The sequence below is a fragment of the Stappia sp. BW2 genome, from assembly GCF_008107695.1.
Lineage (GTDB): Bacteria > Pseudomonadota > Alphaproteobacteria > Rhizobiales > Stappiaceae > Roseibium.
The window spans coordinates 176830-202260 of sequence record NZ_VIRG01000056.1 but is presented as its reverse complement, the minus strand read 5'-3'; the positions used below and the strand labels follow the sequence as shown (position 1 = coordinate 202260).

Genomic DNA, 25431 nt, shown 5'->3' with positions numbered 1-25431 from the left:
GTCTAGGTTCTGGACGCTCGATGGGGCCATGAGCATAATGGCCCCAGCAAAACAAGGCCGCGGAAAGGAGTTTTCACTTACCGCCGGTCCAATTGTGCTTACTGGGAGGTTTCACATGACTGAGTCCGTCTTTCCCGTTCCCGCGGAAGTTTCCGCGCGGGCGCATGTCGACAATGCCAAATATCTGGAAATGTATCAGCGGTCCGTGGAAGACCCGGAGGGCTTCTGGGGTGAGCATGGCAAGCGGGTCGACTGGATCAAGCCCTTCACCAAGGTGAAGAACACCTCCTACGACTATCACAACGTTTCGATCAAATGGTTCGAGGACGGAACGCTCAACGTTTCAGCCAACTGTGTTGACCGCCATCTCGAAAAACGCGGCGATCAGCCAGCGATTATCTGGGAAGGTGACGATCCGAACGAGCAAAAGGTCATCACCTACAAGGAATTGCACCACGAGGTGAACAAGTTCGCCAACGTGCTGCACGGCCAGGGCGTCAAGAAAGGCGACCGCGTTACGATTTATATGCCGATGATCCCGGAAGCTGCCTACGCGATGCTGGCTTGTGCGCGCATTGGCGCGGTGCATTCCATTGTCTTCGGTGGCTTCTCGCCGGACAGTCTGGCCCAGCGGATCGAGGATTGCGCCTCGGACTGCGTGATTACTGCAGACGAGGGGCTGCGCGGCGGCCGTAAGGTGCCGCTGAAGGCCAACGTCGACAAGGCCGCCGAAAAAGCACCGGTGAAAAGCGTGATCGTGGTCAAGCGCACCGGCGGTGACGTGTCCATGCAGGCCGGTCGCGACGTCTGGTATCATGACGAAGCAGACCGGGTGTCCGATCACTGCGCTCCGGTGGAAATGAATGCGGAAGATCCGCTGTTCATCCTTTACACCTCCGGGTCGACCGGCAAGCCGAAGGGCGTGATGCACACCTCCGGCGGCTATCTGGTCTATGCCTCCATGACCCACGAATATGTCTTCGACTATCACGAAGGCGATGTCTATTGGTGCACGGCGGATGTGGGCTGGGTCACCGGCCACAGCTACATCGTTTACGGTCCGCTTGCCAATGGCGCCACCACGCTGATGTTCGAAGGTGTGCCGACCTATCCAGGACCAGGCCGCTTCTGGGAAGTGTGCGACAAGCACAACGTCAACATCTTCTACACAGCCCCGACCGCTATCCGTGCCCTGATGGGCGCCGGCGACGAGCATGTCACCAAGACCTCGCGCAAATCGCTGCGTCTTCTGGGGTCCGTCGGCGAGCCGATCAATCCGGAAGCCTGGAGCTGGTACTACAACGTGGTTGGCGAGAAGCGCTGCCCGATTGTCGACACCTGGTGGCAGACGGAAACCGGTGGCATCCTGATCACTCCGCTTCCGGGTGCAACCGACCTGAAACCGGGCTCGGCCACCCGGCCGTTCTTTGGCGTCCAGCCGGCAATTGTCGACGCGGATGGCAATTTCCTGGAAGGTGCGACGGAAGGCAATCTGGTCATCAAGGATAGCTGGCCCGGCCAGATGCGTACCGTCTATGGCGACCATGAACGCTTCGTCCAGACCTATTTTGCCACCTACAAGGGCCTGTATTTCACGGGTGACGGCTGCCGTCGTGACGAAGATGGCTACTACTGGATCACCGGCCGCGTCGATGACGTCATCAACGTTTCCGGACACCGAATGGGTACGGCGGAAGTCGAGAGTGCGCTGGTTGCGCATCCGAAGGTTTCCGAAGCCGCCGTCGTGGGCTATCCGCACGACATCAAGGGGCAGGGCATCTATGCCTATGTCACGCTGATGGAGGGTGAGGAACCGACCGACGAATTGAAGAAGGAGCTGGTCAAGCACGTGCGCTCGGAAATCGGGCCCATCGCTTCGCCTGATCTGATCCAGTTTGCGCCCGGCCTGCCCAAGACCCGCTCGGGCAAGATCATGCGCCGCATCCTGCGCAAGATTGCCGAAGACAGCTTCGACAGCCTCGGCGATACTTCGACCCTGGCCGATCCGACCGTTGTCGACGACCTGATCGACAATCGCCAGAACCGCGACTGACCGGCACGGTCTGCAACAACAACGCAAAAGGCTCGCCAACCGGCGAGCCTTTTTCAGTTTGCCATTCAGGTTCCGGATGGATCCTGCTATCTGGAAACGTAGATCTGTTGGATCTTCTTGGCGATATTGGCAAAGGCGTTGATCAGTTCGTCGGAACTCGTTGCCTTGTAGTAATTGCCCGGGCTGGCGCAGGACTGCATATTTTTGGAACCGGCCGACGTGTCTTTGGACCCGAAATAGACGCCGAAAATGGAAATTCCCTCGTCCTTCATATTCTGGCAAAGCGCACGCTGAGCTTTTGAGGAATTATTGTTGTAGCTCTCGCCTTCGCTGCGTTCCAGCCACCGATTGATGGGAACCATCTCGCATGTCCACTGCCAGCCGTACCGTCTCGAATAGACCCAGTCACATTCTTCCTGTTCCTTCACAAACTCGTAGTAACGGTTGTTATCGCCATCGGTCATGATGATCGCAAACTTGAGCACATCATCGTTGTCGTAAGGTTCCGGCTTGCTCGCCAGAGGCCACACGTCCGAATAATTCGGAGAGATACTGTTCCAGCCCCAGACCACGCCGGTCTGGCCAGCCGTACCGCCATTATCATCCAGAGCCGCAATCGCATCGAGCAACGTATCGCGCTCCGACGTCAGCGGGATCATCTTCGACGTGCTGGAACATTTATTGCTGCCACCGCCATAAAAAACGTCCTGCGGCGGCGGATTGGTCTTGACGTAATAATTGTAAGGCTTGTCCGTGTAGCGAACTTTGTAGATATCCTCGCCGTCGTCGTAGTCCTGACGTTCGGTCACACATACGCTGCCGTCCCCATATCCCCAGACACCCCCTTTCACCTTCTCGGCGTAACTGCCCAGATTGACCCCCTGGCTGTAGGGGATGAGGGAAATGCGGACCTTGCTGTCCGTTTCTTTCGTCTCCTCCGGGATGAGGATGTTCACCAGACCTTCGGACGCATCGCGCAGCGTTTGCATGTCGTTGCGCATGGAGCCGGTGACGTCGACGACGAGGGCCAGTTCAACGTCGAACCGCGAATAGGTAACCTGGGAGCTCGTTCCAAAACTGAACGTTTCGGGCCCGAGAGCCTTCTTGCCGTATCCGCCCATGTCGATGAAATAGTTGTCGAGCGTCGCGAAGGACGACACCTTGATGGTGCCATTTTCAGGATCAACGACAAAGTCGAGATTCTTGACTGCCTCGTCTAGGAATTCGACACCTGCGAGGTTAGCCTTGAAGGAGTCTGCAAGGGCGTCCGTGATCTGCTTGTCGCTCATGACGCTGGTCGACAGATCCGCCGCCACGGAAAGCGCCGCCGCATCAATGGCGAAAGACAGCTTCTCGCGCGCGTTCACCGTTCTGGACACGTCGATGCTGATCCCGGCGATCACCACGATCAGGATGACCATGATACCGAAAACTGGCAAAATCGATGCTTTGCGATCGCCGGCAAGCTCTGTGAGCAGGGGCCGACCAATGAGACGCCTGAAATACTGCATTGCTGCCTCGTAATTTTCTGAGACAGTTAATGTAGAAAAGTACCTAATTCCTTAAACTGCATGTAGAAAGCAGGGGGTATCTTCCGTTTGGTAAACCAATTGGAAAGAAAAACGCCCCGCTCCGTGGCGCGTGGATGGGTCGCAGGCCGAATTCGACACAGGTCCGGCTGGCGCATGTTCCGGACAATAGATACCAAGGCGAAGATCTTGCGCAGTCTCTCTTCAAAACCGCCTGAAACCCGTTTCCCTGGCTTGAGCGGGTGAACGCGTTCTTCTGCCTTGAGACAGACGTCTGGCCGCGAAAGCGCGTCTGAAGATCTCAGGTTGGATCGTCACGGCCTCAGATCTTAGATCCGCGGGAACACTCGTTTTGAGGTCCGCGCCTATGGTTCCAACTCGGTGTCCCAGTACAGGAAGTCCAGCCAGCTGTCGTGAAGGTAGTTGGGCGGAAAACCGCGGCCATTGTTGTGCAGGTCCTGAATGGTCGGCTGGAACGGCATGTGCATCGGCCACATGTTCAGCTGTTGGCAGGACTTGTTGGATTTGCGCAGATTGCAGGGGGAGCACGCGGTGATGACATTGTCCCAGGTGGTCAGACCGCCTTTGGAACGAGGGACAAGGTGGTCGAAGGTCAGCTCATCCTTGGAGCCGCAATACTGACACTGGAATTTGTCGCGGAGAAAAACGTTAAATCGGGTAAAGGCAGGGTATCGGCTGGGTTTCACGAAGGTCTTGAGCGAGACCACACTGGGTAATCGGAACTCGAAGCTCGGACTTCGAACTGCCGCATCGTATTCCGCGACGATGTTGACCCGGTCCAGAAACACAGCCTTGATCGTATCCTGCCAACTCCACAAAGACAGGGGGTAGTAGCTCAACGGCCGGTAATCCGCATTGAGCACCAACGCCGGATGGGCGCCCGACGAAACCGCTATCGTCACCTTCCGCTCCTCATTCCCAGAGCACACCGCAACCAGACAGGGATGCGTTGCTCTAACAACTTACGTTAGATCAACTTCCAGCAATCAGGTGCCAACTGACAGCGCGTTGACCTGTCGGAATGTCCGTGATCCGGGCAAATGGACAGCGGAACATGTCCTTTTGTGACGAGAGTATTGTAGTGCCGAGGTGACAGTCTTGTGAAGCCCGGGAAAATCATTTCTGAATGCCGTAGCCGTGAGATGAGACCCGGCAAACGATTTTTCTTAACTCCATGAATTATTTACGCAAAAGAAAAATCCCCTGCGTCATTGTGACTGTTTTATCCGCAGAAGAAAAAAGGGCGCCTTGCGGCGCCCTTTCTCACGAACCGAAATGCGGTCGAATCAATTCGATGTCCACTCGCGAATATCGACGAAATGCCCGGCAATTGCCGCCGCAGCCGCCATGGCCGGTGAAACCAGATGGGTCCGGCCCTTGTGGCCCTGACGGCCTTCAAAATTGCGGTTGGACGTCGATGCGCAGCGCTCGCCCGGCTTCAGCTTGTCAGCGTTCATGGCAAGGCACATGGAGCAGCCCGGCTCGCGCCATTCAAATCCGGCTTCCTTGAAGATGACGTCCAGACCTTCTTCCTCGGCCTGTTCCTTCACCAGGCCAGAGCCCGGAACGACCATGGCGCTGACGCTCGATGCCACCTTGTGATTGCCGATGACGGCAGCCGCAGCACGCAGGTCTTCGATGCGGCCGTTGGTGCACGAACCGATGAAGGCACGGTCGATCTTGATGTCCGTGATCTTCGTTCCCGGCTCGAGCCCCATGTATTCAAGGGCGCGTTTCTTGGAATCGCGGCGGTTTTCATCTTCGATTTCAGCCGGATCCGGCACGACGCCTTCCACCGAAATGACGTCTTCCGGAGATGACCCCCAGGAAACGATCGGCGGCAGGTTGGCGGCGTCCAGCTCGATCACCTTGTCGAAATAGGCATCTGCATCCGAATGCAGGGTCTTCCAGTAGTCAAGAGCCATATCCCAGGCTTCGCCCTTCGGCGCCTTCGGGCGGCCTTCGATGTACTTGAAGGTGGTTTCGTCCGGTGCGATCAGGCCTGCACGTGCGCCAGCCTCGATAGACATGTTGCAGACCGTCATCCGGCCTTCCATCGACAGGGCGCGAATGGCTTCGCCGGCATATTCGATCACATAGCCGGTACCGCCAGCGGTGCCGATCTTGCCGATGATGGCCAGAACGATGTCCTTCGCGGTGACGCCGGCCGGGATCTTGCCCTCGACCTTCACCAGCATGTTCTTGGCTTTCTTCTGGATCAGCGTCTGGGTGGCCAGAACGTGTTCCACTTCGGACGTGCCGATGCCATGAGCCAGGGAGCCGAAAGCGCCGTGGGTGGAGGTGTGGCTGTCACCACAGACAATGGTCATGCCGGGCAGGGTGAAACCTTGCTCAGGACCAACGATGTGCACGACACCCTGGCGCAGGTCGAGTTCGGAGTAATATTCGATCCCGAATTCGGCAGCGTTCTTGGCCAGCGTGTTGACCTGCAGCGCCGATTCCGGATCGTCGATGCCATGGCGGCGGTCGGTGGTTGGAACGTTGTGGTCGACAACGGCAAGCGTCTTTAGCGGCTGACGCACCTTGCGTCCGGCCATGCGCAGGCCTTCGAAAGCCTGCGGGCTGGTGACTTCGTGCACCAGATGGCGGTCGATGTAGAGCAGGCCGGTTCCGTCCGGCTGCATGTCGACCACGTGGTCGTCCCAGATCTTGTCGTAAAGCGTCCGTGCCTTGGCCATGGGTCTCTCCTCGGTCCATCCGAGCAAACGGTCAAACAGTCAAAAGTTTGCGAAGTGCCCGGTGATGCCCGTCGCGGCGCGTCCAGCCGCAAGGGTCTATCCTCGTTTATCGTAGCTAGTGAATGACGCAGCGCCGCCTGAAGGTCAAGAGCTCCGAGTTGAGCTGAATTCAACTCAGATTGACCGCCACCTGTGGAACGGGCCACAAAGCCCTCGATTTGCCTCAGGAAGCGTCCGGCGTTCGTGCCAATACAAAAAAAGGCGGCCCGAAGGACCGCCTTTTCGAAACATCTTGCCGGGCCGGCTTATTCGGCTGCGTTCTCTGCAGCTTCCTTGGCAGCAGCCTTGGCTTCTGCAGCGGCAGCCTTGGCGGCAACCACTTCCGCACGCACTTCTTCGTTGAGGCGCTTGGAGCGAGCGTTGGTGTTTTCCACGATACGGGCAGACTTGCCGCGACGGTCGCGCAGGTAGTAGAGCTTCGCACGACGGACCTTACCGCGGCGAACCACTTCAACGCCTTCCAGCATCGGGGAGTAGATCGGGAAGACACGCTCGACGCCTTCACCGTAAGAAATCTTGCGAACCGTGAAGCTCTCGTTGATGCCGCCGCCGGAACGGGCAATGCACACACCTTCGTAAGCCTGGGTACGGGTACGAGTACCTTCGGTGACCCTCACGTTGACGCGAACGGTATCACCCGGAGAAAATTCCGGCAGCTTGCGCTGCTCTTCGATTTTCGCCATTTCCTCAGCATTGAGCTGCTCGATGATGTTCATGGCATATTTCCCTTTTGAATTACAAAGCGGTCAGAGCGTTATCCGGTTTTGGCCGGAAACGGGTTCACCGACTTTGGGCCATGTTGCTTGTCAGCCAGGATGTTCTGTTCCACTGGACCCTTTCGGCCCCGGTTCAGAGCGCAGGTCTTTCCAAGGAAAAGACACAACTTCACCCAGCTTCGGCGCGCGTATACAGGAAATTTGCCCGACTGTCATGCGGATTCTTCAATCCACGTCGTCTTCATCCGCCATATAGGCGTCCCAGAGATCCGGCCGCCGCTCGCGCGTGAGGCGCTCGGCTTCAGCCATGCGCCACTCGTGGATCTTCCGGTGATTGCCCGAAGTCAGAACTTCGGGAATGGTGAGGCCTTCGAATTCGGCGGGCCGCGTATACTGCGGGTGTTCCAGCAGACCGCCTTCGAAGCTTTCGGTTTCCGCGCTGTCCATGTTGCCCATGACACCCGGGATCAGCCGGATAATGGCGTCCAACATGGTCAATGCACCGATTTCGCCGCCCGAGAGAATGTAGTCACCAACGGAAACTTCCTCCAGCCCACGCGCGTCGATCACCCGCTGGTCAACCCCCTCGAACCGGCCGCAGACGATGACAGCGCCGGGCCCTTCGGCAAGTTCATGCGCACGGCCCTGGGTGAAGGGCGCGCCCCGCGGGCTCATCAGGAGCCGCGGACGCGGATCGTCAGCAGGGGCGGCCGCATCGATGGCTTTGGCCAGAATATCGGCTCTGAGCACCATACCCGCGCCACCGCCAGCCGGAGTATCATCAACGGAGCGATGTTTATCCGTCGCAAAGTCGCGGATCTGACTCGTTTCGAGCTGCCACAGTCCCTTGTCCAGCGCACGCCCCGACAGGCTGTGGCCCAAAGGCCCTGGAAACATGTCCGGGTAGAGCGTCAGAATGGTTGCTTTGAACGTCATTACGCCTGTCAGTTCCGCTGATTGGCCAATAAGCGCACCCCACACCACTCGTTGGTTAAGGGCCTGTTTACCGGTTTTCTGAAAACCTGTCGAATTCATCAGGCTAGGTGCCGGAAAGAAAGCTCTGATTAAGGCTCGCTCTATATCGTGGCAAGAGCATTTCAATCAGGTTCACCATCGTGGCAAAGTTTCCAGTCCTGCGTTTCAAGCTTCCCCGTTTCATTCAGGTTCATGTCGACCGTCACTATCTCGACATTTCCCTCAGCCGTGTCCTGCCCCTGTTCGCGCTGATGACCTTCGGCGTGTTTGCCGGTCTCGTGTTCAACACCGGCGTCGGCCACCCCTACGACAAAGTCATCCATATCGGTTTCTTCGCGCTACTGACACTGTCCATCCATGCACTGTTCTGCTGCCGGCTGCGCATTTCCGCCGTGGTTGCCTTCGGCATGGGTCTGGCGGGCGAAGTTGTGCAGGGGTTCCTTCCCCACCACGAAATGTCGCTGCAGGATGCCTTTGCCAATGGGATCGGGGTTGCGCTGATCGTCGCGCTGATTGCCCTGAAGCGGTCCGAGGTTCGGCAGGCTGTCCGGCAGGAGGTTCCGTCAGAGGATCGCGAGGAACTCAATCTGGGCAAGATGGGCCTGCAGCCCGTGCCAACGCGTTACCTGTCCGGCGCATCCGTCGAGGGTTCGGGCGTTCCTTCGGAAAAATAGTCATCCGGCAGCGAAACGCTGACCCGGCCATTTTCCAGATCGATCTCCGGCACGAAGTCTTTCGTGAACGGGACATAGAAGCTCCGGCCACGCTTTGGCCGGACTTCCAGCAGATCGCCGGCCCCAAAATCCTGAACCGCAATGATTTTCCCGAGTGTCTCGCCAGTCTGGTCGAGCACATCGAGGCCGGTCAGGTCGGAATAGTAGAATTCGTCTTCTTCAGGCTCGGGCAGCTGGTCGCGGTCGATGAATAGATCGATACCGTTCAGCTCTTCTGCCTGGTTACGGTCCGTGATCCCCTTGAACTTGGTGATCGCAACCGTCTTCTGCACCCGCGCGCGTTCCACTTCGAAGGAGCGTTTGCCGTCCCGGGTGGTCAGAATGCCGTAGTCGGCAAAGGAAAGCGGGTCATCGCCATAGGGCTTGACCCGCACTTCCCCGCGAATGCCGTGCGCCGCACCGATCTTGGCCATCAAAACCTTCTGATCGTCCTCGGACGTCATCTCAAAAGGCTCCCTGGTCTACGAAATACGGTGCGGCCTGGCGCATCTGCTTATTCTGCAGCAGCTTCTTCTGCCGGAGCGGCAGCAGCTTCAGCGGCAGCAGCGGCTGCGTCTTCTTCAGCCTGACGCTTTGCTTCCAGGCGTTCCTTCGCCTTTGTGCCCAGCTCGGCTTTCTTCGGGTTGTTGCGCGGTTCGCGCTTCAGCAGGCCGGCAGCATCCAGGAAACGAAGCACGCGGTCGGTCGGCTTCGCGCCGTTGCCCAGCCAATACTGAATGCGCTCGACGTTCAGGATCACGCGGTTTTCGGAATCCTTCGGCAGCATCGGGTCGTAGGAACCGACCTTTTCAATGAAACGGCCATCGCGCGGGGAGCGGATGTCAGCAATAACGATGCGGTAGTACGGGCGCTTTTTGGAACCGCCACGTGCCAGGCGAATTTTCGTAGCCATTTTTATGTCTCCAGTTTGTTCAGTTGCCGGCTTCAGCGGCAATGGCTTCGTGGTGCCGGATCACTTCCCTGACGATGAAGTTCAGGAATTTCTCGGCAAAGTCAGGATCGAGATTGGCGTCGCCGGCAAGTTGGCGCAGCCGCTCGATCTGAATTTTCTCCCGCGCCGGATCAGCCGGCGGCAGGTCGTTGGTCGCTTTCAGAACGCCCACTTTCTGGGTGCACTTGAACCGTTCGGCGAGCATGTGAACAAGGGCGGCATCGATGTTGTCGATGGACGCGCGAAGAGCCTTCAGTTCGCTCAAGGCAAGGCTTTCACCCAGCTTGGTCTCTGCTTCGCTCATCGTTTCTTGCCCTTGCCCATACCCGGAAACCCGGGAAGTTTCGGACCGCCGAGGCCCGGAAGGCCCGGCATACCCATGCCTGGCGGCAGACCACCGCCCAGCCCGCCAGGCAGGCCTTTCGGCAGATCCATACCGCCCGGCAGCTGGCCGGACTTGGCCATTTCTTCAAGCTGCTTGGGATCGACATCCGGCATTCCGCCGCCGCCGAGGCCGCCCATCAGCTTGCCCAGCATGCCTTTGCCCTTGCCCATCTTCTTCATCATGTCCGCCATCTGGCGATGCATTTTCAGAAGCTTGTTGACGTCGGCCACATCCATGCCGGAACCGGCAGCAATACGCTTCTTGCGGCTGGCCTTGAGCAATTCGGGTTTTTGACGTTCGGCAGGTGTCATGGATTCAATGATGGCGACCTGGCGCTTGAACATCTTGTCGTCGATGTTCGATGCCTCGATCTGCTTCTTCATCTTGCCGACACCCGGCAACATGCCCATCATGCCGGACATGCCACCCAGTTTTTCCATCTGGCGCAATTGCTCGGCGAGATCTTCCAGGTCGAAATGACCCTTCTGCATCTTCTTGGCCATTTTCGCGGCCTGTTCCGCGTCGATGGCTTCAGAGGCTTTTTCGACCAGCGAGACAATGTCGCCCATGCCCAGGATGCGGTCGGCAATCCGGCGCGGATGGAAGTCTTCCAGAGCGTCCGACTTTTCGCCGGTACCGATCAGCTTGACCGGCTTGCCGGTGACCGCCTGCATGGAGAGCGCCGCGCCGCCACGGCCGTCACCGTCCATACGGGTCAGGGCGATACCGGTGATGCCGACGCGCTCATCGAAGCTTTGCGCCAGGTTGACGGCGTCCTGACCGGTCAAACTATCGGCGACCAGCAGGATTTCGTGCGGCTGGGCAGCGGCCTTGACGTCCGCCATTTCGACCATCAGCGGCTCGTCGATGTGAATACGGCCGGCGGTGTCGAGCATGACCACGTCATAACCGCCAAGTTTGGCGGCGGACATGGCCCGCTTGGAGATCTCGACCGGGCCTTGACCGGCGACGATCGGAAGTGTGTCGATGTCGTTCTGTTCGCCCAGAACCTTCAGCTGTTCCTGTGCGGCCGGACGGCGGGTGTCCAGCGATGCCATCAACACCTTGCGCTTGTCGCGCTGGGTCAGGCGGCGGGCAATCTTGGCCGTGGTGGTCGTTTTACCGGAGCCCTGCAGACCGACCATCATGATCGCCACCGGTGCCGGTGCGTTCAGGTCGATCGGGTGGGCTTCCTCACCGAGCATCTCGACCAATTGGTCATGAACGATCTTCACGACCATCTGGCCCGGGGTCACGGACTTGACCACCTCGGCACCGACGGCGCGATTGCGCACCTTGTCGGTGAAGGACCGTACGATCGGCAGCGCGACGTCGGCCTCGATCAGCGCGCGGCGGATTTCGCGCAGCGCCTCGTTGACGTCGTTTTCCGACAGCGCACCGCGGCCGGTGAGCTTGTCGAAAATACCGCTTAATCGATCGGACAGGCTTTCAAACATCAGTAGTCCTTGAATAATCTCGGTTTCGGGAAGTCTCCCGAACCATATGGGCAACCGCCGGTCATTTCCAACCGGATCAACCCGCGCAAAGCAGTTTGACACCCGAGGGCGCAACGCGCTGTCGGGTGTTAACCTCCGGGATCTCTTTACACCTTTACGGGTCCCGGTCGGCGGATCGAAATTTCAATCACTCATATGGAGTTCGCGGGTCTATGCCCGAAACGCGGCCAAGAGTCAAGGAAGCGGCGGAAATTCCCGTTTCCTGCGGCACTTGTTTTCTGTCCACCGCGATATGATGGCTTTGGTCCCTCCCGCTTCGGCGCTTCATGCACGCGAACGGCTATCCAATCAGCTCATGAGCGCTTGGGTGCTGATCGCGATCGACGTCAGGATGGCAGCGGTCAGCAGCACCGCGGCCAGACCCAGCAGAAGACCGAAGATGACCACAAGGCCGTCGCGTTCCACGATGCCGACACCGGCAATGAACAGTGCGACCGCCGGAAACCAGCCGCTGAGCGGCACAGGCAGAAACAATGTGAAAGCAATCACGAACAACGCAAGCCCGAGCAAACGCTCATGTTTGCGCGCGAACAGACCTTCGTACCGGTGGGCCAGCACGCGCTCCAGCCGCATTGTGACGGGACGCAGGCGCACCATCGTTCGCCGCAGCTTGTTGTGATTGAGGGAAAGACGCGCCAGCGGTCCGGGCAACTTCACATGAGGAAACCCAAGCACCATCTGGAACGTGGTGACGAGCACCGGCAGGCCGGTGACGAGCGAGGACCCGGGCGGCAGAGGCAGAAGCGTCAGCAGGGAAAACAGCACGATCGCCCAGCCGAACGACGTCTCGCCCAGCGCTAGCAGCAAATTGCCGAGCGTCAGTGTGCCGTCCCGGTGCTGGTCGCGTGATGTCCGCAGGATCGGGAGCGACAGCGAAGGTCTTCGGCGTCTTTCGCCCTGCATTCAAGTTTTCCGTTACAGCTTCTCGGTCGCGCCGGGTCTATCATCCCGTTTGAAATAAATCCAACGCCGAGTGGCGCGATGCCAAGTTTCGCTGTTGGTCACAAAGACGCGGCTCCGGAAAGGCTGGCGTCCTCAGTCCCGCTTCGACGTCTCGTATTTGGCCGAAACCTCGTAATAGTCGTTAAAGCCGATACGCTCACGCAGTTCCTTGAAGTCCATGAGATCCGGGGTGCGGTCCCGATCGCTCTTCAGGTCCTGCAGCGTTGCCACCATTGCCTTCATGGCGCTGGCCATCAGGGTCAGCGGATAGGCGGCAATGGCGTAACCGATGTCCTGAAGATCCTTGTGCGAAAGATCCGGCGTCTCGCCGCCTTCCACGATATTGGCCATCTTCGGTCCCGGCAGTTCCCGGCAGATCTCCCGCATTTCGGCAACCGTTTTGGGCGCTTCGACGAACAGGATATCGGCGCCAAGCTCCTTGAACCTGGCGGCCCGGGCGATTGCCTCGGCAAGACCATGCTCGTGGCGGGCATCGGTGCGGGCGAGGATAAGAATGTCGGCGCCCGCTTCCTTGGCATCCTGGGCCGCCCGGATCCGGTCAAAGGCTTCTTCACGGGAAACGACCGCCTTGCCCGGCGTATGGCCGCAGCGCTTCGGAGCGACCTGATCCTCGATCATCACGGCCGCGGCGCCAGCCTTGGCCATGCCGGTTACCGTGCGGCGCACGTTCATCGCATTGCCATAGCCGGTATCACCGTCCGCCAGCAGCGGAATACGAATGGCATCGCTGATGTTGCGCGCCTGATCAAGCACCTCGCCATAGGACATCAGCCCCAGATCCGGCTGGCCGATCCGCGATGCGGAAGCGGCAAAGCCGGACATGAAGGTGAGATCGAACCCGGCCTGTTCGATCAGCTTGGCCGACAGGGCATCGTAACAGCAGGGCATGACGTTGAGTTTCGGCTGCTCCAGCAGCGCGCGGAGCAAATCTGCCGGTGACGGCATGACAAAACCTCAGAACTTGAACGGAAGATAGAGTGCGAGATCAGGCCAGACATACAGGATGGCGACCGAAATCAACATGAGCACAAGGAACGGCAAAACGCCGCGCGAAACTTCGGACAGCTTCGACCGCGCCACCGACTGGATGACATAGAGATTGAGCCCGACCGGCGGTGTGATCAGCGCGCATTCCACCATTACGACCATATAGACGCCGAACCAGACCGGATCGAAGCCCAGCGCCATGGCCGCCGGCAACAGCACCGGCGTCATGATCAGCACCATGGACAGCGACTCGAACACCAGCCCCATGATCAGAAGCACGACTGACACCACAATGATGAAGGCAAGCGGGGTGTCGATGGTCTGTCCGATGAAGACCGAGATGTCCTGCGGAATCCGGTAGAGCGTGATCGCCTTTCCGAACACCTTGGCCCCGGCGATGATCAGCACGATGGCGACCGTCGTCACCATGGCATCGAAGGCGGCTTCCTTCAGCCCCTGCCAGGTGAGCGTGCGCAAGAGCGGACCGGTGATCAGAAGCGCCACGGCAAAACCGATGGCGGCGGCTTCTGTCGGTGTCGCAGCGCCGCTGTAAATCGCGCCTATTACCACCATCGCCAGCAGGATCGAGGGAAAAGCCCGCACCGTTGCCCGCACCCGCTCATCCCAGCTTGACGCCGGTTCCGGTGTATAGCCGCCGAACCAACGGGCGTAGACCATCGAAAAACCGATGAAAAACGCCACGAGCAGCAAGCCCGGACCAACGCCCGCCAGGAACAGCGCGATCACCGACTGTTCGGTAACGAAGCCATAGACGATCATCGGGATCGACGGCGGAATCAGAATGCCAAGCGTGCCGCCAGCGGCCAGCAGTCCGTAGACGAATTTCCGTTCATAGCCGCGCTGGATCATTTCCGGAATCGCAACCGTGCCGATGGTGGCTGCCGTGGCGACCGACGATCCGGAAATGGCGGCGAAGATGGCGCAGGACAGAATGGTCGCGACAGCCAGACCGCCCGGCCAATGGCCGACCCAGGCATGAACGGCGGCAAACAGATCCCGTCCAACCCCGCCCTTGAGCAAGATATTCGACATCAGCAGAAAAAGCGGCACTGCCAGCAGAATGAAGCCGTCGAGTGTCGACAGGATCGCCTGTGGCGCCATCAGCGGCGAGAAGCCGCCGAGAATAAGCAATGCAAGGCCAAGGCCGCCCAGCGCGAACGCGACCGGCACCCGGATCAGCAACAAGGTGAACAAAGCGACGAGAATGAGAACTGTGGTCATTCCATAACCACCGCTTCATGATCGCCCGACTTGGGCTTCTGGCCCAGCTCGAGTACAGCCTGCAGGAACAGAAGCGCGAAACCGACGGGAATGGACAGTTCGGAAATCCACATGGGAAGATCCAGCATGGTGCCCGACGTACGGCCGCGTTCGAAGGAATCGTAGAAAATCGCGCCGCCCTTCCAGGCGACCAGAATGCTGAACACCGCCACAAAACCCATTGCAAGAACATGACAAACGCGGCGCCAGGCCGGGCTCAACTGGTCCGTCACAGCGTCAACCGCGATGTGCCGGCCGGTCTTAAGCAACCAGGGCATGGCAAGCATGGTTCCCCACATCAGGCACAACTGGGACAGTTCCGACGCCCAGATGGTGGGAGCAATGAAAAGATACCGCGCCAGCACTTCATAGGTGAGCATGCAGCCCACGGCGATGAACAGGAACGCGGCCATCCAGGCGAAGGCCTGGAGAACAAAATAGAAGGCTTTCATGAAACCAACTGTCGATCGAGCAATCGGCAAGGCCGGAGCAGGACGCCGGAGATCCGGTATCCGTTACGAGAAGCGGCCGGTCGTTTCCGGCCGCTTCTGTCGTTCATCATCCGTCAGAATTTCTGAGCGGCATCAAGAACCTGCTTGCCCAGCGGGCCTGCTTTTTCGACGAAGTTGTCATAGACCGGCTGGCTGACGCTCTTCCAGGTGGCCATTTCTTCCTCGGTCGGTGTGTAGACCGTCATGCCGTTCTGCTTCGAAACCTCGTAACCGTCGGCCTCGATCTGGGACATGCGGTCACGCACATCGGCTTCCGCCTTCAGGGCAGCATCCTCGATGATCTTCTTGTGCTCATCCGGCAGGCTGTTCCAGAAATCCGTGTTCACCACGACGATAAACTCGATATCCGCATTGTTGGTGACGGTGATCGTATCCATCACTTCCCAGAGCTTGCGAGACTTCACGCCGGAAATGCCGGTCATGCCGACGTCCACCGTACCGCGCTGGTAGGCCAGATACTGTTCCGAGCCGGAAATCAGCGTCGGCGCACCACCGGCCACGGAGACGAAATCGCCAAGGGTCTTGCCGAAGACACGGACTTTCTTGCCCTTCAAATCGTCCGGCGTTTTCAGCGGGCCACCGTTCGACAGCATGATGGAACCGCCATAAGCCTGCCACCACAACACGGTCGACCCGGTTTCCGCGATCGCTTCGTCCAGCGGTCCGCGGACGGGAGACCCTTTGGCAACAGCCTTGCGGACCTTTTCTTCGGTGTCGAACAGGAACGGCTGATAGAAGATGTCGACGGCGGGAATGTCGCCGACATATCGGGTCAGGGACGCAACACCCATTTCAATGGAGCCGCTGCCGACCGCCGCCGGAACTTCGTTGTCCTTGTAGAGCTGAGCGGAATCATAGATCTCCACCGCGATGTCGCCGTTGGAGTTTTTCTCTACTTCTTCCTTGAAAAGCTGGAGATTCTGGCCGAGATGGCTCGTCAAAGGCAATTGCAGTGAAATGCGCAGGGTTGTATCCGCGGCTTGCGCCGAACCGGCTGCAAGGCCAAGCGCCATCGCTGCGCCAAGCGCCCAATAAAGTGGTTTCATGTTTTCCTCCCAAATTTATGAAATCACTCTGGCAAAGCCTCCCCGTTCGGTCAATATGAACCAGAGTGCTGGTGCATATTAAACGATGATGCGGAGCGTGTACGCCCGGTCGTCTTTCCAGTTGTCCCTTGCGTTATAAGGGGCGGATCGAGGTGGCCGGCCTTGCATTTTGCGGTGCACAGGCCGATAACGAAAGTCTTTTGACACACACGCCGGCTGCGCTGACAGCCGACCGTTGCGGACGTCCAGTGTATGAATTACCGCGCCATTGCGTTGCCAATCGGACGATTGCTCATCCTGATTTCAGTTTTGATGATCGTCCCCGGGATCGCGGATGTGTTCGCCAGAAACTCGGACTGGCAGGTCTTTCTGGTGTCGGCCCTTGTTCTGGGAACGGCCGGCTTGCTGATGACCATGGCCTTTCAGGGAGAGCGGCCACCGGGCCAGTTCCGCGAGGCCATTCTGTTCGTCAATGCCGCCTGGTTCGCCTTTTCCTTTGCCGGTGCCATCCCGTTCTATTTCAGTGGCCTCGGCATCAGCTTTACTGATGCCTTTTTCGAAACCGCCTCGGGCCTGACCACCACCGGGTCGACGATCCTGACCGGTCTCGACACCCTGCCCCCCGGCATCTTGTTGTGGCGGGCGCTGCTGCAATGGGTTGGCGGTATCGGCGTGGTTGCCATCGGGATCTGGCTTCTGCCGGGCCTGCGCGTTGGCGGTAGCCAGCTCTTTGCCCTGGAATCTTCAGAAAACACCAGCAAGCCCTATGGCCATGTCGGTCCGTTCGTCTACCGGCTGCTGGCGCTTTATGCAGGCCTTTCGCTGAGCTGCGCCACACTTTATCTGCTGTGCGGAATGACCTTCTTCGACGCGGTGATCCACTCCATGACCACCGTCTCGACCGGCGGTTTTTCAACGTCCGATCAATCCTTCGGGCAATTCGATGGTCTTGCCGTCTACTGGGTCGCCTCGGTGTTCATGCTGGCCTCCGCCGTGCCGTTTCTCTATCTGATCCGCAGCATCGAACGTCGGCATTGGGTGAAGGACGTCCAGATCATGCTGCTGTTGGCCATTGTGGCTGCAGCTTCGATCAGCGTTTTCCTGTTCGAGCGCTTCATTGCCCACGACACCCCGTTCCAGATGCTCACCTTTGCGGTTTTCAACGTGGTCTCGGTCATCACCACCACCGGTTATGCGGCCAACGATTATCTGCAGTTTGGCCCGCCGGTCATCGCGATTTTCTTCGTGCTGACGTTCTTCGGCGGCTGCAGCGGATCGACATCCGGCGGATTCAAGATGTTCCGGATCGCGATTCTCGGCAGCTACATCCGGGGACTCTTCCGGCGGATGATCCGCCCTCACCGTGTGGTCGAGCCAAGATACCAGGGCCGGACTGTTTCAAATCCCGTCCTGGAAGGTGTGCTGGTGTTCGCCGTTCTTTATGCCGGAGCCTTCGCCGCTTTCTCGCTGGTCTACATGATGCTTGGTCTCGATCTTGAGACAGCGCTCAGCGCCTCCATCACGGCCCTTGCGAATGTCGGTCCTGGTGTTGGTGAAACCATCGGCCCGTCGGGCACGTTCCAGTCCCTCCCCGATCTCGCCAAGTGGTTCCTGGCGGTTCAGATGATCCTCGGACGGCTTGAAATCCTCGCAGGCATCTTGTTGCTGACGCCCGATTTCTGGCTGGATTAAACCCGATCCGGCCGGAAGGTCTTCAAGTCTCTTTGAATATAGAAAACCACCGCCGGCGTGACCTTACCGGCGGTGGTCTTGTTCGGGCGATCTGGCTGCAGATGCGGCCGACGGGGGGTTTTGATCGCCCGAAGCCTGATTACGGCTGGACGTTTACGAACTCGTCCGGATCCAGGAAGCTGTCCTGGTTGCTGTCAGCCGCGTTGAATGCGTCTTCAGAAAGGGTCGGGACGGCTGCCGCGATTTCCTCGTAGCTGACGTAACCGTCCTGATTGAGGTCCACCGCCTCGAACGACATGCCCTGGGCAAGCGCTGCGGTAGACGCGGTGAATGTACCGATCAGAAGAGCAGCTGTTAGACGTTTGGACATGATATGACCTCCAATGGTTTGGGTCGTGTCAGGTGCCCCGTGCGCCGGTTGGCTGTGGGATCCACCTGTTGTTCCGTCCGTTCGCCAGGCCCCTGCGACCCGCCGAACCGGAACGAGACAGACACTGCGGGCCGATCGCGACCCGCAAAGGGCAGCTCTTTGAAACCTTCGCGGCAATGTTGTGGTTGAGTATTACGATCAGCCACAGGCAGGCCTAACTCCCGTCATTTTTGACAATTTCGGGCAGTTGTTAGGCTTATCTCAAAAATGATCTTGGATTATCTATTTGATTTTATTTGTAAATTCGAAACAAATTCGTTGAATTAACAAGCCGGACCCGCTTCGCACCTACCGTGCGAATCCGCTGGCGAGACTGGCCGGGCGGAAGCTGATCAGGGGTAGTCGCGCGAGCCGAAGATGGCCGAACCGACACGCACATGCGTGGCCCCGAAGCCGACCGCCACCGGATAGTCGGAAGACATGCCCATGGACAATTTCTCAAGGCCATTGCGGGCGGCGATCTTTTCCAGAAGCGCAAAATGTTCGCCCGGCGCTTCATCCACCGGCGGAATGCACATCAGTCCGACGATGTTCAGCCCGACGTCCTCCCGGCACTCTTTCACGAAGGCATCGACATCCTTCGGCGCAATGCCTGCCTTTTGCGGCTCTTCGCCCGTATTCACCTGAACGAAACACGGCAGATCCCTGCCCTGCTTTTCCATCTCGGCTTTCAGCGCCCTGGCAATTTTCGGCCGGTCCACAGTGTGCACGACATCAAAGGTCGCGACCGCTTCCTTGGCCTTGTTGGATTGCAGCGGGCCGATCAGATGCAGTTCGATGCCCTCGAAATCCTCGCGCAGCCCCGGCCATTTGTGCATGGCTTCCTGCACCCGGTTCTCGCCGAACACCCGTTGACCCGCGCTGAGCACCGGACGGATTTCATCCGCGTCAAAGGTCTTGGAAACCGCGATAAGCGTCACCGACCCTTCGGCCCTCCCGAACTCGGCTTCGGCATTTCGGATGTCTGCCTTAACATTTGCCAGTCGGTCTGCTGCGGAGGTCATCGGTTGGTCCTTCAATTTGCCGGGCGCTCTGCCCGTCCGGGCATCCCCTCTCTTATGCCCGCTCGACCTTCAATCTCAAGAGCTCTTTCGGTTGGCCCTGACGCCGGAGGTGCATTTGAGCGCAAAACAGGCCGGAAGCTGCCATCCCACAGCTTTACGAATGCCGCGTTGCGAAATAAACAGGCATCTGCAAGATCATTCTCTTCTCACATGTTGACCCCGGACGCGATTTCTGGTGACAGTCCGGCAGTCAATCTTTCAGGAAATCCGCCGCATCCGGCGGCAAGAACAAACGGCACAATAGATGGCAACGGAACGGTACAACGCGCGCGAAGTTGAAGCGCGCTGGCAAAAGGTCTGGAACGACAAGGACGTTTTCGTCACCCACAATGACGATCCCCGCGACAAATACTATGTCCTTGAAATGTTTCCCTATCCGTCCGGCCGCATCCACATGGGCCACGTGCGCAACTACGCCATGGGCGATGTGGTTGCCCGTTACAAACGCGCCAAGGGTTTCAACGTTCTGCATCCGATGGGTTGGGACGCCTTCGGCATGCCGGCGGAAAACGCGGCCATGCAGAACAAGGTCCATCCCAAGGATTGGACCTATGAGAACATCGCCACCATGCGCGACCAGCTCAAGATCATGGGCCTGTCGCTGGATTGGAGCCGGGAATTCGCGACCTGCGATGTCGCTTATTACACCCAGCAGCAGCGCCTGTTCCTGAAGTTCCTGGAAGCCGGTCTCGTCTACCGCAAGAACGCCAAGGTCAACTGGGACCCGGTCGACATGACGGTTCTGGCCAACGAGCAGGTGATCGACGGCCGCGGCTGGCGCTCCGGCGCGCTGGTGGAACAGCGGGAACTGACCCAGTGGTTCTTCAAGATTTCCGACTATTCGGAAGACCTGCTGGAAGCGATCGACACGCTCGACCGCTGGCCGGACAAGGTGCGCCTGATGCAGAAGAACTGGATCGGCCGTTCCGAAGGTCTGCGTGTGCGCTTCGAGTTTACTGAAGCTGCCCCCACCGGCGACAAGACGCTGGAAATCTTCACCACCCGTCCGGACACGCTGTTCGGGGCCTCCTTCATGGGCTTGTCGCCGGATCACCCGATCTCGACCAAGCTGGCGGAAAGCAATCCGGAACTGAAAGCCTTCATCGAGGAATGCCGCCGGGTCGGTACATCCGAAGAGGCCATTGAAAAGGCAGAGAAAAAAGGCATCGATACTGGCCTGCGCGTCAAGCATCCGCTGGATGCCTCCATCGAGCTGCCGGTCTATGTCGCCAACTTCATTCTGATGGATTACGGCACCGGCGCGATCTTTGCCTGCCCGGCGCATGACCAGCGCGACCTGGACTTCGCCCGCAAATACGGCCTGCCCGTCACGCCCGTCGTGCTGCCGAAGGACGCCGATCCGGCAACCTTCGATGTGGCGGATGAAGCCTTTACCGACGACGGCACCATCTTCAACTCCGATTTCCTGAACGGTCTCTCCATTCAGGACGCCAAGGAAGCGGTGGCAAAGAAACTGGAAGCCATCACTGTCGACGGAGCATCACAGGCCGAACGCCAGGTGAACTACCGCCTGCGCGACTGGGGCATTTCGCGCCAGCGGTACTGGGGCTGCCCGATCCCGGTGATTCATTGCGATGATTGCGGTGTAGTTCCGGAAAAGGACGAAAACCTGCCGGTTCAGTTGCCGGACGACATCAATTTCGACAAGCCAGGCAACCCGCTTGACCGTCACCCGACCTGGCGCAACACTTCATGCCCGAAATGCGGCAAGCCTGCCCGGCGCGAAACCGACACCATGGACACCTTCGTGGACAGCTCCTGGTATTTCGCCCGCTTCACGGCTCCGGACTGCGACCAGCCGACAGACCCGAAGGCGGCCAACGGCTGGCTGCCTGTCGACCAGTATATCGGCGGCATCGAGCATGCGATCCTGCACCTGCTCTATTCCCGCTTCTTCACCCGGGCGATGCAGAAAGTGGGCGCGCTGGATCTGAAAGAACCGTTCAAGGGCCTGTTCACGCAGGGCATGGTGACGCACGAGACTTATCGTATCGGCGAAGGCGCCAACGGCCGCTGGATCGCCCCGTCAGAGATCCGCATCGAGGATGTTGACGGCAAGCGCCGCGCGATGCTCGTCGAGACCGGCGAGGACGTTGCCATCGGCTCTATCGAGAAGATGTCGAAGTCGAAGAAGAACACTGTCGACCCGACAGACATCATCGACACCTACGGCGCCGATACCGCCCGCTGGTTCATGCTGTCCGACAGCCCCCCCGAGCGCGACGTGATCTGGACCGAGGACGGCGTGCAGGGTGCCTGGCGCTTTGTTCAGCGCGTCTGGCGCCTGATCGGCGACATCGCCGAGAAGACCGAGCCCCGTAGCGGCAAGGCTCCAGGCGTCGACGGAAAGGCGCTTGACCTGCGCCGCGCCAGCCACAAGACCCTGGCTGCCGTCTCTGCCGATCTGGAAGGCCTTGGCTTCAACCGGGCCGTGGCCCGTCTCTATGAACTGGTCAACACCATCAGCAAGGTCTTCAACGACGGTACAGCGGATGCCGGCACCGAATATGCGGTGCGTGAGGCAGCCGATTATCTGGTGCAGATGATGGCTCCGATGATGCCGCATTTGGCAGAAGAATGCTGGTCCGAACTCGGCCACGACAATCTGATTTCGGAGGCAAACTGGCCGAAGGCCGACGAAGCGCTGCTGTCCGACGACACCGTCACCTATCCGATCCAGATCAACGGAAAGAAACGCGGTGAACTGACGATTGCAAAAGAGGCTTCCAAAGACGAGGTCGAAGCGGCTACCTTGGCCCTCGACGCCGTCAAGAAAGCTCTTGAAGGCAAGGCGCCCAAGAAGATCATCGTGGTACCGCAAAGGATCGTGAATGTCGTTGTTTAACAACCTCTTCCTGAACAGCGGCGCGTTGCGGCGCGCTGCCCTTTGCGCCGCGTTTGCCGCCGCCGTGACCCTGGGCGGTTGCCAGGTTCGCCCGCTCTATGGCAGCAGCACGGGCGACTTCGGCTCTGCCCCCTCTTCCGTGGCGAGCGAACTTGCAGCCATTGAACTGGAGTCCATCTCCAGCCAGTTTGCCAACAACGATGCATCGCGCGTCCTCTACAACGAGCTGACCTACCGGTTCGAGCGCGGCGCAGGCTCAGGCGCCAAGAAGTATCGTCTCAAGGTGCTGATGGACGTCGGTAGCGCGGAAGTCGGCGTGGAGCAGTTTTCCGACGTGCCGTCCGCCTATACGACCACGATGAACTCCACTTTCGTTCTGAGTGATCTGGCAACCAACGAAACCCTGATGACCGGCCGGGCATTCAAGTCCGCTTCCTACGACTTCTCCAACCAGCGATTTGCCAACACCCGTGCCTACCGCAATGCGCAGGAACGTGTTGCCAAGGCTGTTGCCGACGATATCGCCGCCCGGATTGCCGGCTATTTCGCCAGCCAGTCGTAACCCAGGCCCTGGAGGCAAACGGCCGTGACCGTCCTGAAAGCTGCGGAGATCGACCGTTTCGTTGCCAATCCTCCGGAGGCTGGCGGCGTTGTTCTGATCTTTGGCCCTGATACCGGACTTGTCTCGGAACGCGCCACCCGCCTCGTCAACAAGGCCTCTGAAGGCGAAAGCGATCCGTTTAATCTGATCAAGCTTGATGCCTCGGATCTTGGTTCGGATCCGAATCGGCTCATTGACGAAGTTCTGACCGTTCCGCTGTTTGGCGGCCGCAGGATCGTGTGGGTGAAGGATGCCTCCTCGCGCAATCTCAATTCGGCGGTAGAGCCGGTTCTCAAGCACGACGACTGGCAAACCCTGGTGGTTCTGGAAGGCGGCGACATCAAGAAGGGTGCCGGCCTCAGAAAGCTGATCGAACCGCACAAACGCGCCGTAGCCCTGCCCTGTTACGCCGATAACGACAGGGGCATTGATCAGCTGATCGATGAGGAAACCCGAGAAGCCGGTCTGTCGGTGACCCGCGAAGCCCGCGCGGCCCTGCACAGCCTTCTGGGCGGCGACCGCATGGCCAGCCGCGGCGAACTGAAAAAGCTCTGCCTGTATGCCCTCAACAAGGGCCGGATCGATAGCGAAGACGTCGAGGCCATCATCGGTGACGCATCGGCCTTCGAAATGTCCGAACTGATCGACGCGGCAGCATCAGGTGACCTTGCCATGCTGGATCACGGTCTGGAACGGCTTGCGGAAGCCGGCTCGAAGGCATCTGTCATCGCCAACCAGACCCTGAAACACTTTCAGCTTTTGCATCGGATGCGAATCGATATCGAGCAAGGCAAAAACGCTCAGGCCGTCGTTGACGGGCAACGCCCGCCAATCTTCTTCTCCCGCAAACCAAGGTTTACCCAGCAGCTGCGGATCTGGTCGCTGAGCGACCTGGAACGCGCGATGGATATTCTGAGCGAGGCCACACGCATTTCGCGCCTCAACGATGCCCTCGGCGTCCCTGTCCTCTCCGAGGCCCTCCTCAAGCTCGGCAGAGCCGCCAGAGCACGACAACAGCGGCGGTAAAAGACCACCCTCTGCTCCTCTCCCTGAGCCTCCCTGTATTCTTTATGGTCTCACACGCGCCCTCATCCTGAGGAAGCGCCGCAGCGCTGTCTCGAGGTGTGGGCGGTTTGTTCCCCAGCGTGCCTCACCAGCGGCGCTAGGACGCTCCTTACCAACCTCCGCTAATCTTATTCCGAAGCCCAACATCGCCCCGGATATCTTCCCCTCATCCTGAGAAAGCGCCCAAGCGCTGTCTTGAAGGATGGGCGGCAAACTCCAGAACCGGTGGCCCGTCCTTCGAGACGCCGCTACTGCGGCTCCTCAGGATGAGGGGTGTAGGGGTGGCAGCTTGACACAATCAAAAAAAGCCGGAGCAAGATATGCTTCGGCTTCTTAATTGATAAATAAATTCAATAACTTATTATGTTTCGACACCCAGCTTCTTGCAAAGCTCGTCAAGCTGTTCGAGCGAGGTGTATTTGATCTTGAGATCGCCGGTTTCCTTGCCTGGTTTGTGACCAACGGTCACCTTCAGGCCCAGTGTGTCGGTCAGCCGCTTTTCCAGAGCCTTGGTGTCAGCGTCCTTCTGCGGCTTGTCGCCCGGCGTTTTCTTGCCGGTGATCTTGGCGAGGGCATCCGGATCCTGCGACAGCTTTTCCGCGTCGCGAACCGTCAGGCCCTTTTCCACGATCAACTCCGCCAGAGCCGCGGGATCGTCAACAGTGATCAGGGCGCGAGCATGGCCGGCTGTCAGCAGGCCTTCGGCCAGATAGTCCTTCACCGAATTCGGCAACTTCAACAGACGCATCGTGTTGGCGACGTGGCTGCGGCTCTTGCCGATCACCTTGGCGAGTTCGCCCTGGCTGTAGCTGAACTCGGCCGTGAGCTGCTCGTAGCCCATCGCCTCTTCGATCGGATTGAGATCGGCGCGCTGCACGTTTTCAATGATGGCAAGCTCAAGCGCTTCCTGATCAGTCACGTCGCGGATGATGATCGGCGCTTCATGCAGCCCTGCCCGCTGTGCCGCCCGCCAGCGGCGTTCGCCGGCAATGATCTCGAAGCGGTTGGGCTTCCCTGCTGCCGGACGGACCAGGATCGGCTGAACAATGCCCTTTGCCTTCAGCGATTCCGAAAGATCGCCCAGGTCCTTCTCGGTGAAGGTCTTGCGCGGGTTGCGCGGGTTCGGTTCAAGATGCTCAATCGGAACCCTGCGGGAATCGCGAATGATCTTTTCAGGCGGTGCGGCCGACTCGGGAGCTGAATCTCCGATCAGCGCCGCCAGACCACGGCCCAAACGTTTGTTCTTGACGTCTTTTTCCGCCATACCGCACCTTTTTCTTTTTATAATTCAATAGGATAACGCA

General features: G+C 59.0%; 22 protein-coding genes and 1 pseudogene. 6 read left to right on the top strand and 17 right to left on the bottom strand.

All coding sequences use genetic code 11. From position 1 onward, the window contains the following. Window positions 1-115: 115 nt before the first annotated feature. Window positions 116-2053 (top strand): acetate--CoA ligase, encoded by a 1938-nt coding sequence (acs, locus tag FMN63_RS07655; protein ID WP_148583357.1) that lies wholly within the window; start codon window positions 116-118, stop codon window positions 2051-2053. Between the two features lie 86 nt (window positions 2054-2139). Here the strand turns inward: acs and FMN63_RS07650 are convergent, their stop codons facing one another. From FMN63_RS07650 to trmD, 5 genes are all read right to left on the bottom strand, one after another. Then, entirely contained in the window at window positions 2140-3564 is a 1425-nt protein-coding gene (locus FMN63_RS07650; protein ID WP_209000999.1) for a TadE/TadG family type IV pilus assembly protein, read from the bottom strand. A gap of 383 nt (window positions 3565-3947) precedes the next feature. Then, window positions 3948-4505, bottom strand: a complete 558-nt coding sequence (locus tag FMN63_RS07645; RefSeq protein ID WP_006936861.1) for an HNH endonuclease — start codon at window positions 4503-4505, stop codon at window positions 3948-3950. 384 nt (window positions 4506-4889) lie between these two features. Next, a complete protein-coding gene (gene leuC / locus FMN63_RS07640) occupies window positions 4890-6302 on the bottom strand; it encodes a 3-isopropylmalate dehydratase large subunit (protein ID WP_148583356.1) in 1413 nt (470 codons plus the stop codon). A 305-nt stretch (window positions 6303-6607) separates the two neighbouring features. Then, the gene (gene rplS / locus FMN63_RS07635) at window positions 6608-7078 is read right to left on the bottom strand and encodes a 50S ribosomal protein L19 (RefSeq protein WP_148583355.1); all 471 of its coding nucleotides are present in this window, start codon (window positions 7076-7078) and stop codon (window positions 6608-6610) included. Between the two features lie 225 nt (window positions 7079-7303). Continuing rightward, on the bottom strand, window positions 7304-8014 hold the full coding sequence (gene trmD / locus FMN63_RS07630) for a tRNA (guanosine(37)-N1)-methyltransferase TrmD (protein WP_148583354.1): 711 nt from the start codon (window positions 8012-8014) through the stop codon (window positions 7304-7306). 179 nt (window positions 8015-8193) lie between these two features. Here trmD and FMN63_RS07625 point away from each other — a divergent pair, with 179 nt between their 5' ends. Next, complete coding sequence (locus FMN63_RS07625) at window positions 8194-8727, top strand: VanZ family protein (RefSeq protein ID WP_148583353.1); 534 nt, start codon at window positions 8194-8196, stop codon at window positions 8725-8727. Between the two features lie 11 nt (window positions 8728-8738). Here the strand turns inward: FMN63_RS07625 and rimM are convergent. The 9 genes and pseudogenes from rimM to FMN63_RS07580 all read right to left on the bottom strand — a co-directional run. Beyond that, a pseudogene (rimM, locus tag FMN63_RS07620) lies at window positions 8739-9200 on the bottom strand (ribosome maturation factor RimM); the annotation flags it as partial. 80 nt (window positions 9201-9280) lie between these two features. Then, window positions 9281-9679 (bottom strand): 30S ribosomal protein S16, encoded by a 399-nt coding sequence (gene rpsP / locus FMN63_RS07615; protein ID WP_148583351.1) that lies wholly within the window; start codon window positions 9677-9679, stop codon window positions 9281-9283. 19 nt (window positions 9680-9698) lie between these two features. After that, on the bottom strand, window positions 9699-10022 hold the full coding sequence (locus tag FMN63_RS07610; protein WP_148583350.1) for a chorismate mutase: 324 nt from the start codon (window positions 10020-10022) through the stop codon (window positions 9699-9701). Continuing rightward, window positions 10019-11560 (bottom strand): signal recognition particle protein, encoded by a 1542-nt coding sequence (ffh, locus tag FMN63_RS07605; RefSeq protein ID WP_148583349.1) that lies wholly within the window; start codon window positions 11558-11560, stop codon window positions 10019-10021. The genes FMN63_RS07610 and ffh overlap by 4 nt, the downstream gene beginning before the upstream one ends. A 348-nt stretch (window positions 11561-11908) precedes the next feature. Next, complete coding sequence (locus FMN63_RS07600) at window positions 11909-12523, bottom strand: exopolysaccharide biosynthesis protein (RefSeq protein WP_148583348.1); 615 nt, start codon at window positions 12521-12523, stop codon at window positions 11909-11911. Window positions 12524-12655: 132 nt separating this feature from the next. Further along, entirely contained in the window at window positions 12656-13528 is an 873-nt protein-coding gene (locus FMN63_RS07595) for an isocitrate lyase/PEP mutase family protein (RefSeq protein WP_148583347.1), read from the bottom strand. Between the two features lie 9 nt (window positions 13529-13537). After that, entirely contained in the window at window positions 13538-14812 is a 1275-nt protein-coding gene (locus tag FMN63_RS07590; protein WP_148583346.1) for a TRAP transporter large permease, read from the bottom strand. Then, window positions 14809-15303, bottom strand: a complete 495-nt coding sequence (locus FMN63_RS07585; protein WP_148583345.1) for a TRAP transporter small permease — start codon at window positions 15301-15303, stop codon at window positions 14809-14811. The genes FMN63_RS07590 and FMN63_RS07585 overlap by 4 nt, the downstream gene beginning before the upstream one ends. A gap of 113 nt (window positions 15304-15416) precedes the next feature. After that, entirely contained in the window at window positions 15417-16409 is a 993-nt protein-coding gene (locus tag FMN63_RS07580) for a TRAP transporter substrate-binding protein (protein WP_148583344.1), read from the bottom strand. 252 nt (window positions 16410-16661) lie between these two features. Here FMN63_RS07580 and FMN63_RS07575 point away from each other — a divergent pair, with 252 nt between their 5' ends. After that, a complete protein-coding gene (locus FMN63_RS07575) occupies window positions 16662-18101 on the top strand; it encodes a TrkH family potassium uptake protein (RefSeq protein WP_209000998.1) in 1440 nt (479 codons plus the stop codon). 139 nt (window positions 18102-18240) lie between these two features. On the opposite strand, the gene FMN63_RS07570 is transcribed toward FMN63_RS07575, so the two are convergent. Both FMN63_RS07570 and FMN63_RS07565 read right to left on the bottom strand, forming a co-directional pair. After that, window positions 18241-18471 carry an EF-hand domain-containing protein gene (locus FMN63_RS07570; protein WP_148583343.1) on the bottom strand — a complete coding sequence of 77 codons (231 nt, stop codon included), beginning with the start codon at window positions 18469-18471 and terminating at the stop codon, window positions 18241-18243. A 392-nt stretch (window positions 18472-18863) separates the two neighbouring features. Continuing rightward, window positions 18864-19535, bottom strand: a complete 672-nt coding sequence (locus FMN63_RS07565; RefSeq protein ID WP_148583342.1) for a YggS family pyridoxal phosphate-dependent enzyme — start codon at window positions 19533-19535, stop codon at window positions 18864-18866. 304 nt (window positions 19536-19839) lie between these two features. Between FMN63_RS07565 and leuS the strand changes: the two genes are divergently transcribed. The 3 genes from leuS to holA are packed head-to-tail and all read left to right on the top strand — an operon-like array spanning window position 19840 to window position 24088. Continuing rightward, window positions 19840-22461: a leucine--tRNA ligase gene (gene leuS, locus FMN63_RS07560; RefSeq protein WP_148583341.1), complete on the top strand. Its 2622-nt coding sequence runs from the start codon at window positions 19840-19842 to the stop codon at window positions 22459-22461. Beyond that, on the top strand, window positions 22448-23023 hold the full coding sequence (locus FMN63_RS07555) for a hypothetical protein (RefSeq protein ID WP_209000997.1): 576 nt from the start codon (window positions 22448-22450) through the stop codon (window positions 23021-23023). Before leuS ends, FMN63_RS07555 begins: the two co-directional genes overlap by 14 nt. A gap of 24 nt (window positions 23024-23047) precedes the next feature. Then, window positions 23048-24088: a DNA polymerase III subunit delta gene (gene holA, locus FMN63_RS07550; RefSeq protein WP_148583340.1), complete on the top strand. Its 1041-nt coding sequence runs from the start codon at window positions 23048-23050 to the stop codon at window positions 24086-24088. A 400-nt stretch (window positions 24089-24488) separates the two neighbouring features. On the opposite strand, the gene FMN63_RS07545 is transcribed toward holA, so the two are convergent. Then, on the bottom strand, window positions 24489-25391 hold the full coding sequence (locus tag FMN63_RS07545) for a ParB/RepB/Spo0J family partition protein (protein WP_148583339.1): 903 nt from the start codon (window positions 25389-25391) through the stop codon (window positions 24489-24491). Between the last annotated feature and the right edge of the window lie 40 nt (window positions 25392-25431).

Excerpts from the sequence above, each read along its gene's own strand:
- rpsP (WP_148583351.1), bottom strand. The coding sequence starts at position 9,679 with ATGGCTACGAAAATTCGCCTGGCACGTGGCGGTTCCAAAAAGCGCCCG.
- FMN63_RS07590 (WP_148583346.1), bottom strand. The coding sequence starts at position 14,812 with ATGACCACAGTTCTCATTCTCGTCGCTTTGTTCACCTTGTTGCTGATC.
- FMN63_RS07570 (WP_148583343.1), bottom strand. The coding sequence starts at position 18,471 with ATGTCCAAACGTCTAACAGCTGCTCTTCTGATCGGTACATTCACCGCG.
- FMN63_RS07545 (WP_148583339.1), bottom strand. The coding sequence starts at position 25,391 with ATGGCGGAAAAAGACGTCAAGAACAAACGTTTGGGCCGTGGTCTGGCG.
- FMN63_RS07580 (WP_148583344.1), bottom strand. The coding sequence starts at position 16,409 with ATGAAACCACTTTATTGGGCGCTTGGCGCAGCGATGGCGCTTGGCCTT.
- FMN63_RS07585 (WP_148583345.1), bottom strand. The coding sequence starts at position 15,303 with ATGAAAGCCTTCTATTTTGTTCTCCAGGCCTTCGCCTGGATGGCCGCG.
- FMN63_RS07565 (WP_148583342.1), bottom strand. The coding sequence starts at position 19,535 with ATGACCTCCGCAGCAGACCGACTGGCAAATGTTAAGGCAGACATCCGA.
- rplS (WP_148583355.1), bottom strand. The coding sequence starts at position 7,078 with ATGAACATCATCGAGCAGCTCAATGCTGAGGAAATGGCGAAAATCGAA.
- FMN63_RS07555 (WP_209000997.1), top strand. The coding sequence starts at position 22,448 with ATGTCGTTGTTTAACAACCTCTTCCTGAACAGCGGCGCGTTGCGGCGC.
- FMN63_RS07600 (WP_148583348.1), bottom strand. The coding sequence starts at position 12,523 with ATGCAGGGCGAAAGACGCCGAAGACCTTCGCTGTCGCTCCCGATCCTG.
- leuC (WP_148583356.1), bottom strand. The coding sequence starts at position 6,302 with ATGGCCAAGGCACGGACGCTTTACGACAAGATCTGGGACGACCACGTG.
- FMN63_RS07575 (WP_209000998.1), top strand. The coding sequence starts at position 16,662 with ATGAATTACCGCGCCATTGCGTTGCCAATCGGACGATTGCTCATCCTG.
- FMN63_RS07595 (WP_148583347.1), bottom strand. The coding sequence starts at position 13,528 with ATGCCGTCACCGGCAGATTTGCTCCGCGCGCTGCTGGAGCAGCCGAAA.
- leuS (WP_148583341.1), top strand. The coding sequence starts at position 19,840 with ATGGCAACGGAACGGTACAACGCGCGCGAAGTTGAAGCGCGCTGGCAA.
- FMN63_RS07650 (WP_209000999.1), bottom strand. The coding sequence starts at position 3,564 with ATGCAGTATTTCAGGCGTCTCATTGGTCGGCCCCTGCTCACAGAGCTT.
- trmD (WP_148583354.1), bottom strand. The coding sequence starts at position 8,014 with ATGACGTTCAAAGCAACCATTCTGACGCTCTACCCGGACATGTTTCCA.
- ffh (WP_148583349.1), bottom strand. The coding sequence starts at position 11,560 with ATGTTTGAAAGCCTGTCCGATCGATTAAGCGGTATTTTCGACAAGCTC.
- acs (WP_148583357.1), top strand. The coding sequence starts at position 116 with ATGACTGAGTCCGTCTTTCCCGTTCCCGCGGAAGTTTCCGCGCGGGCG.
- FMN63_RS07610 (WP_148583350.1), bottom strand. The coding sequence starts at position 10,022 with ATGAGCGAAGCAGAGACCAAGCTGGGTGAAAGCCTTGCCTTGAGCGAA.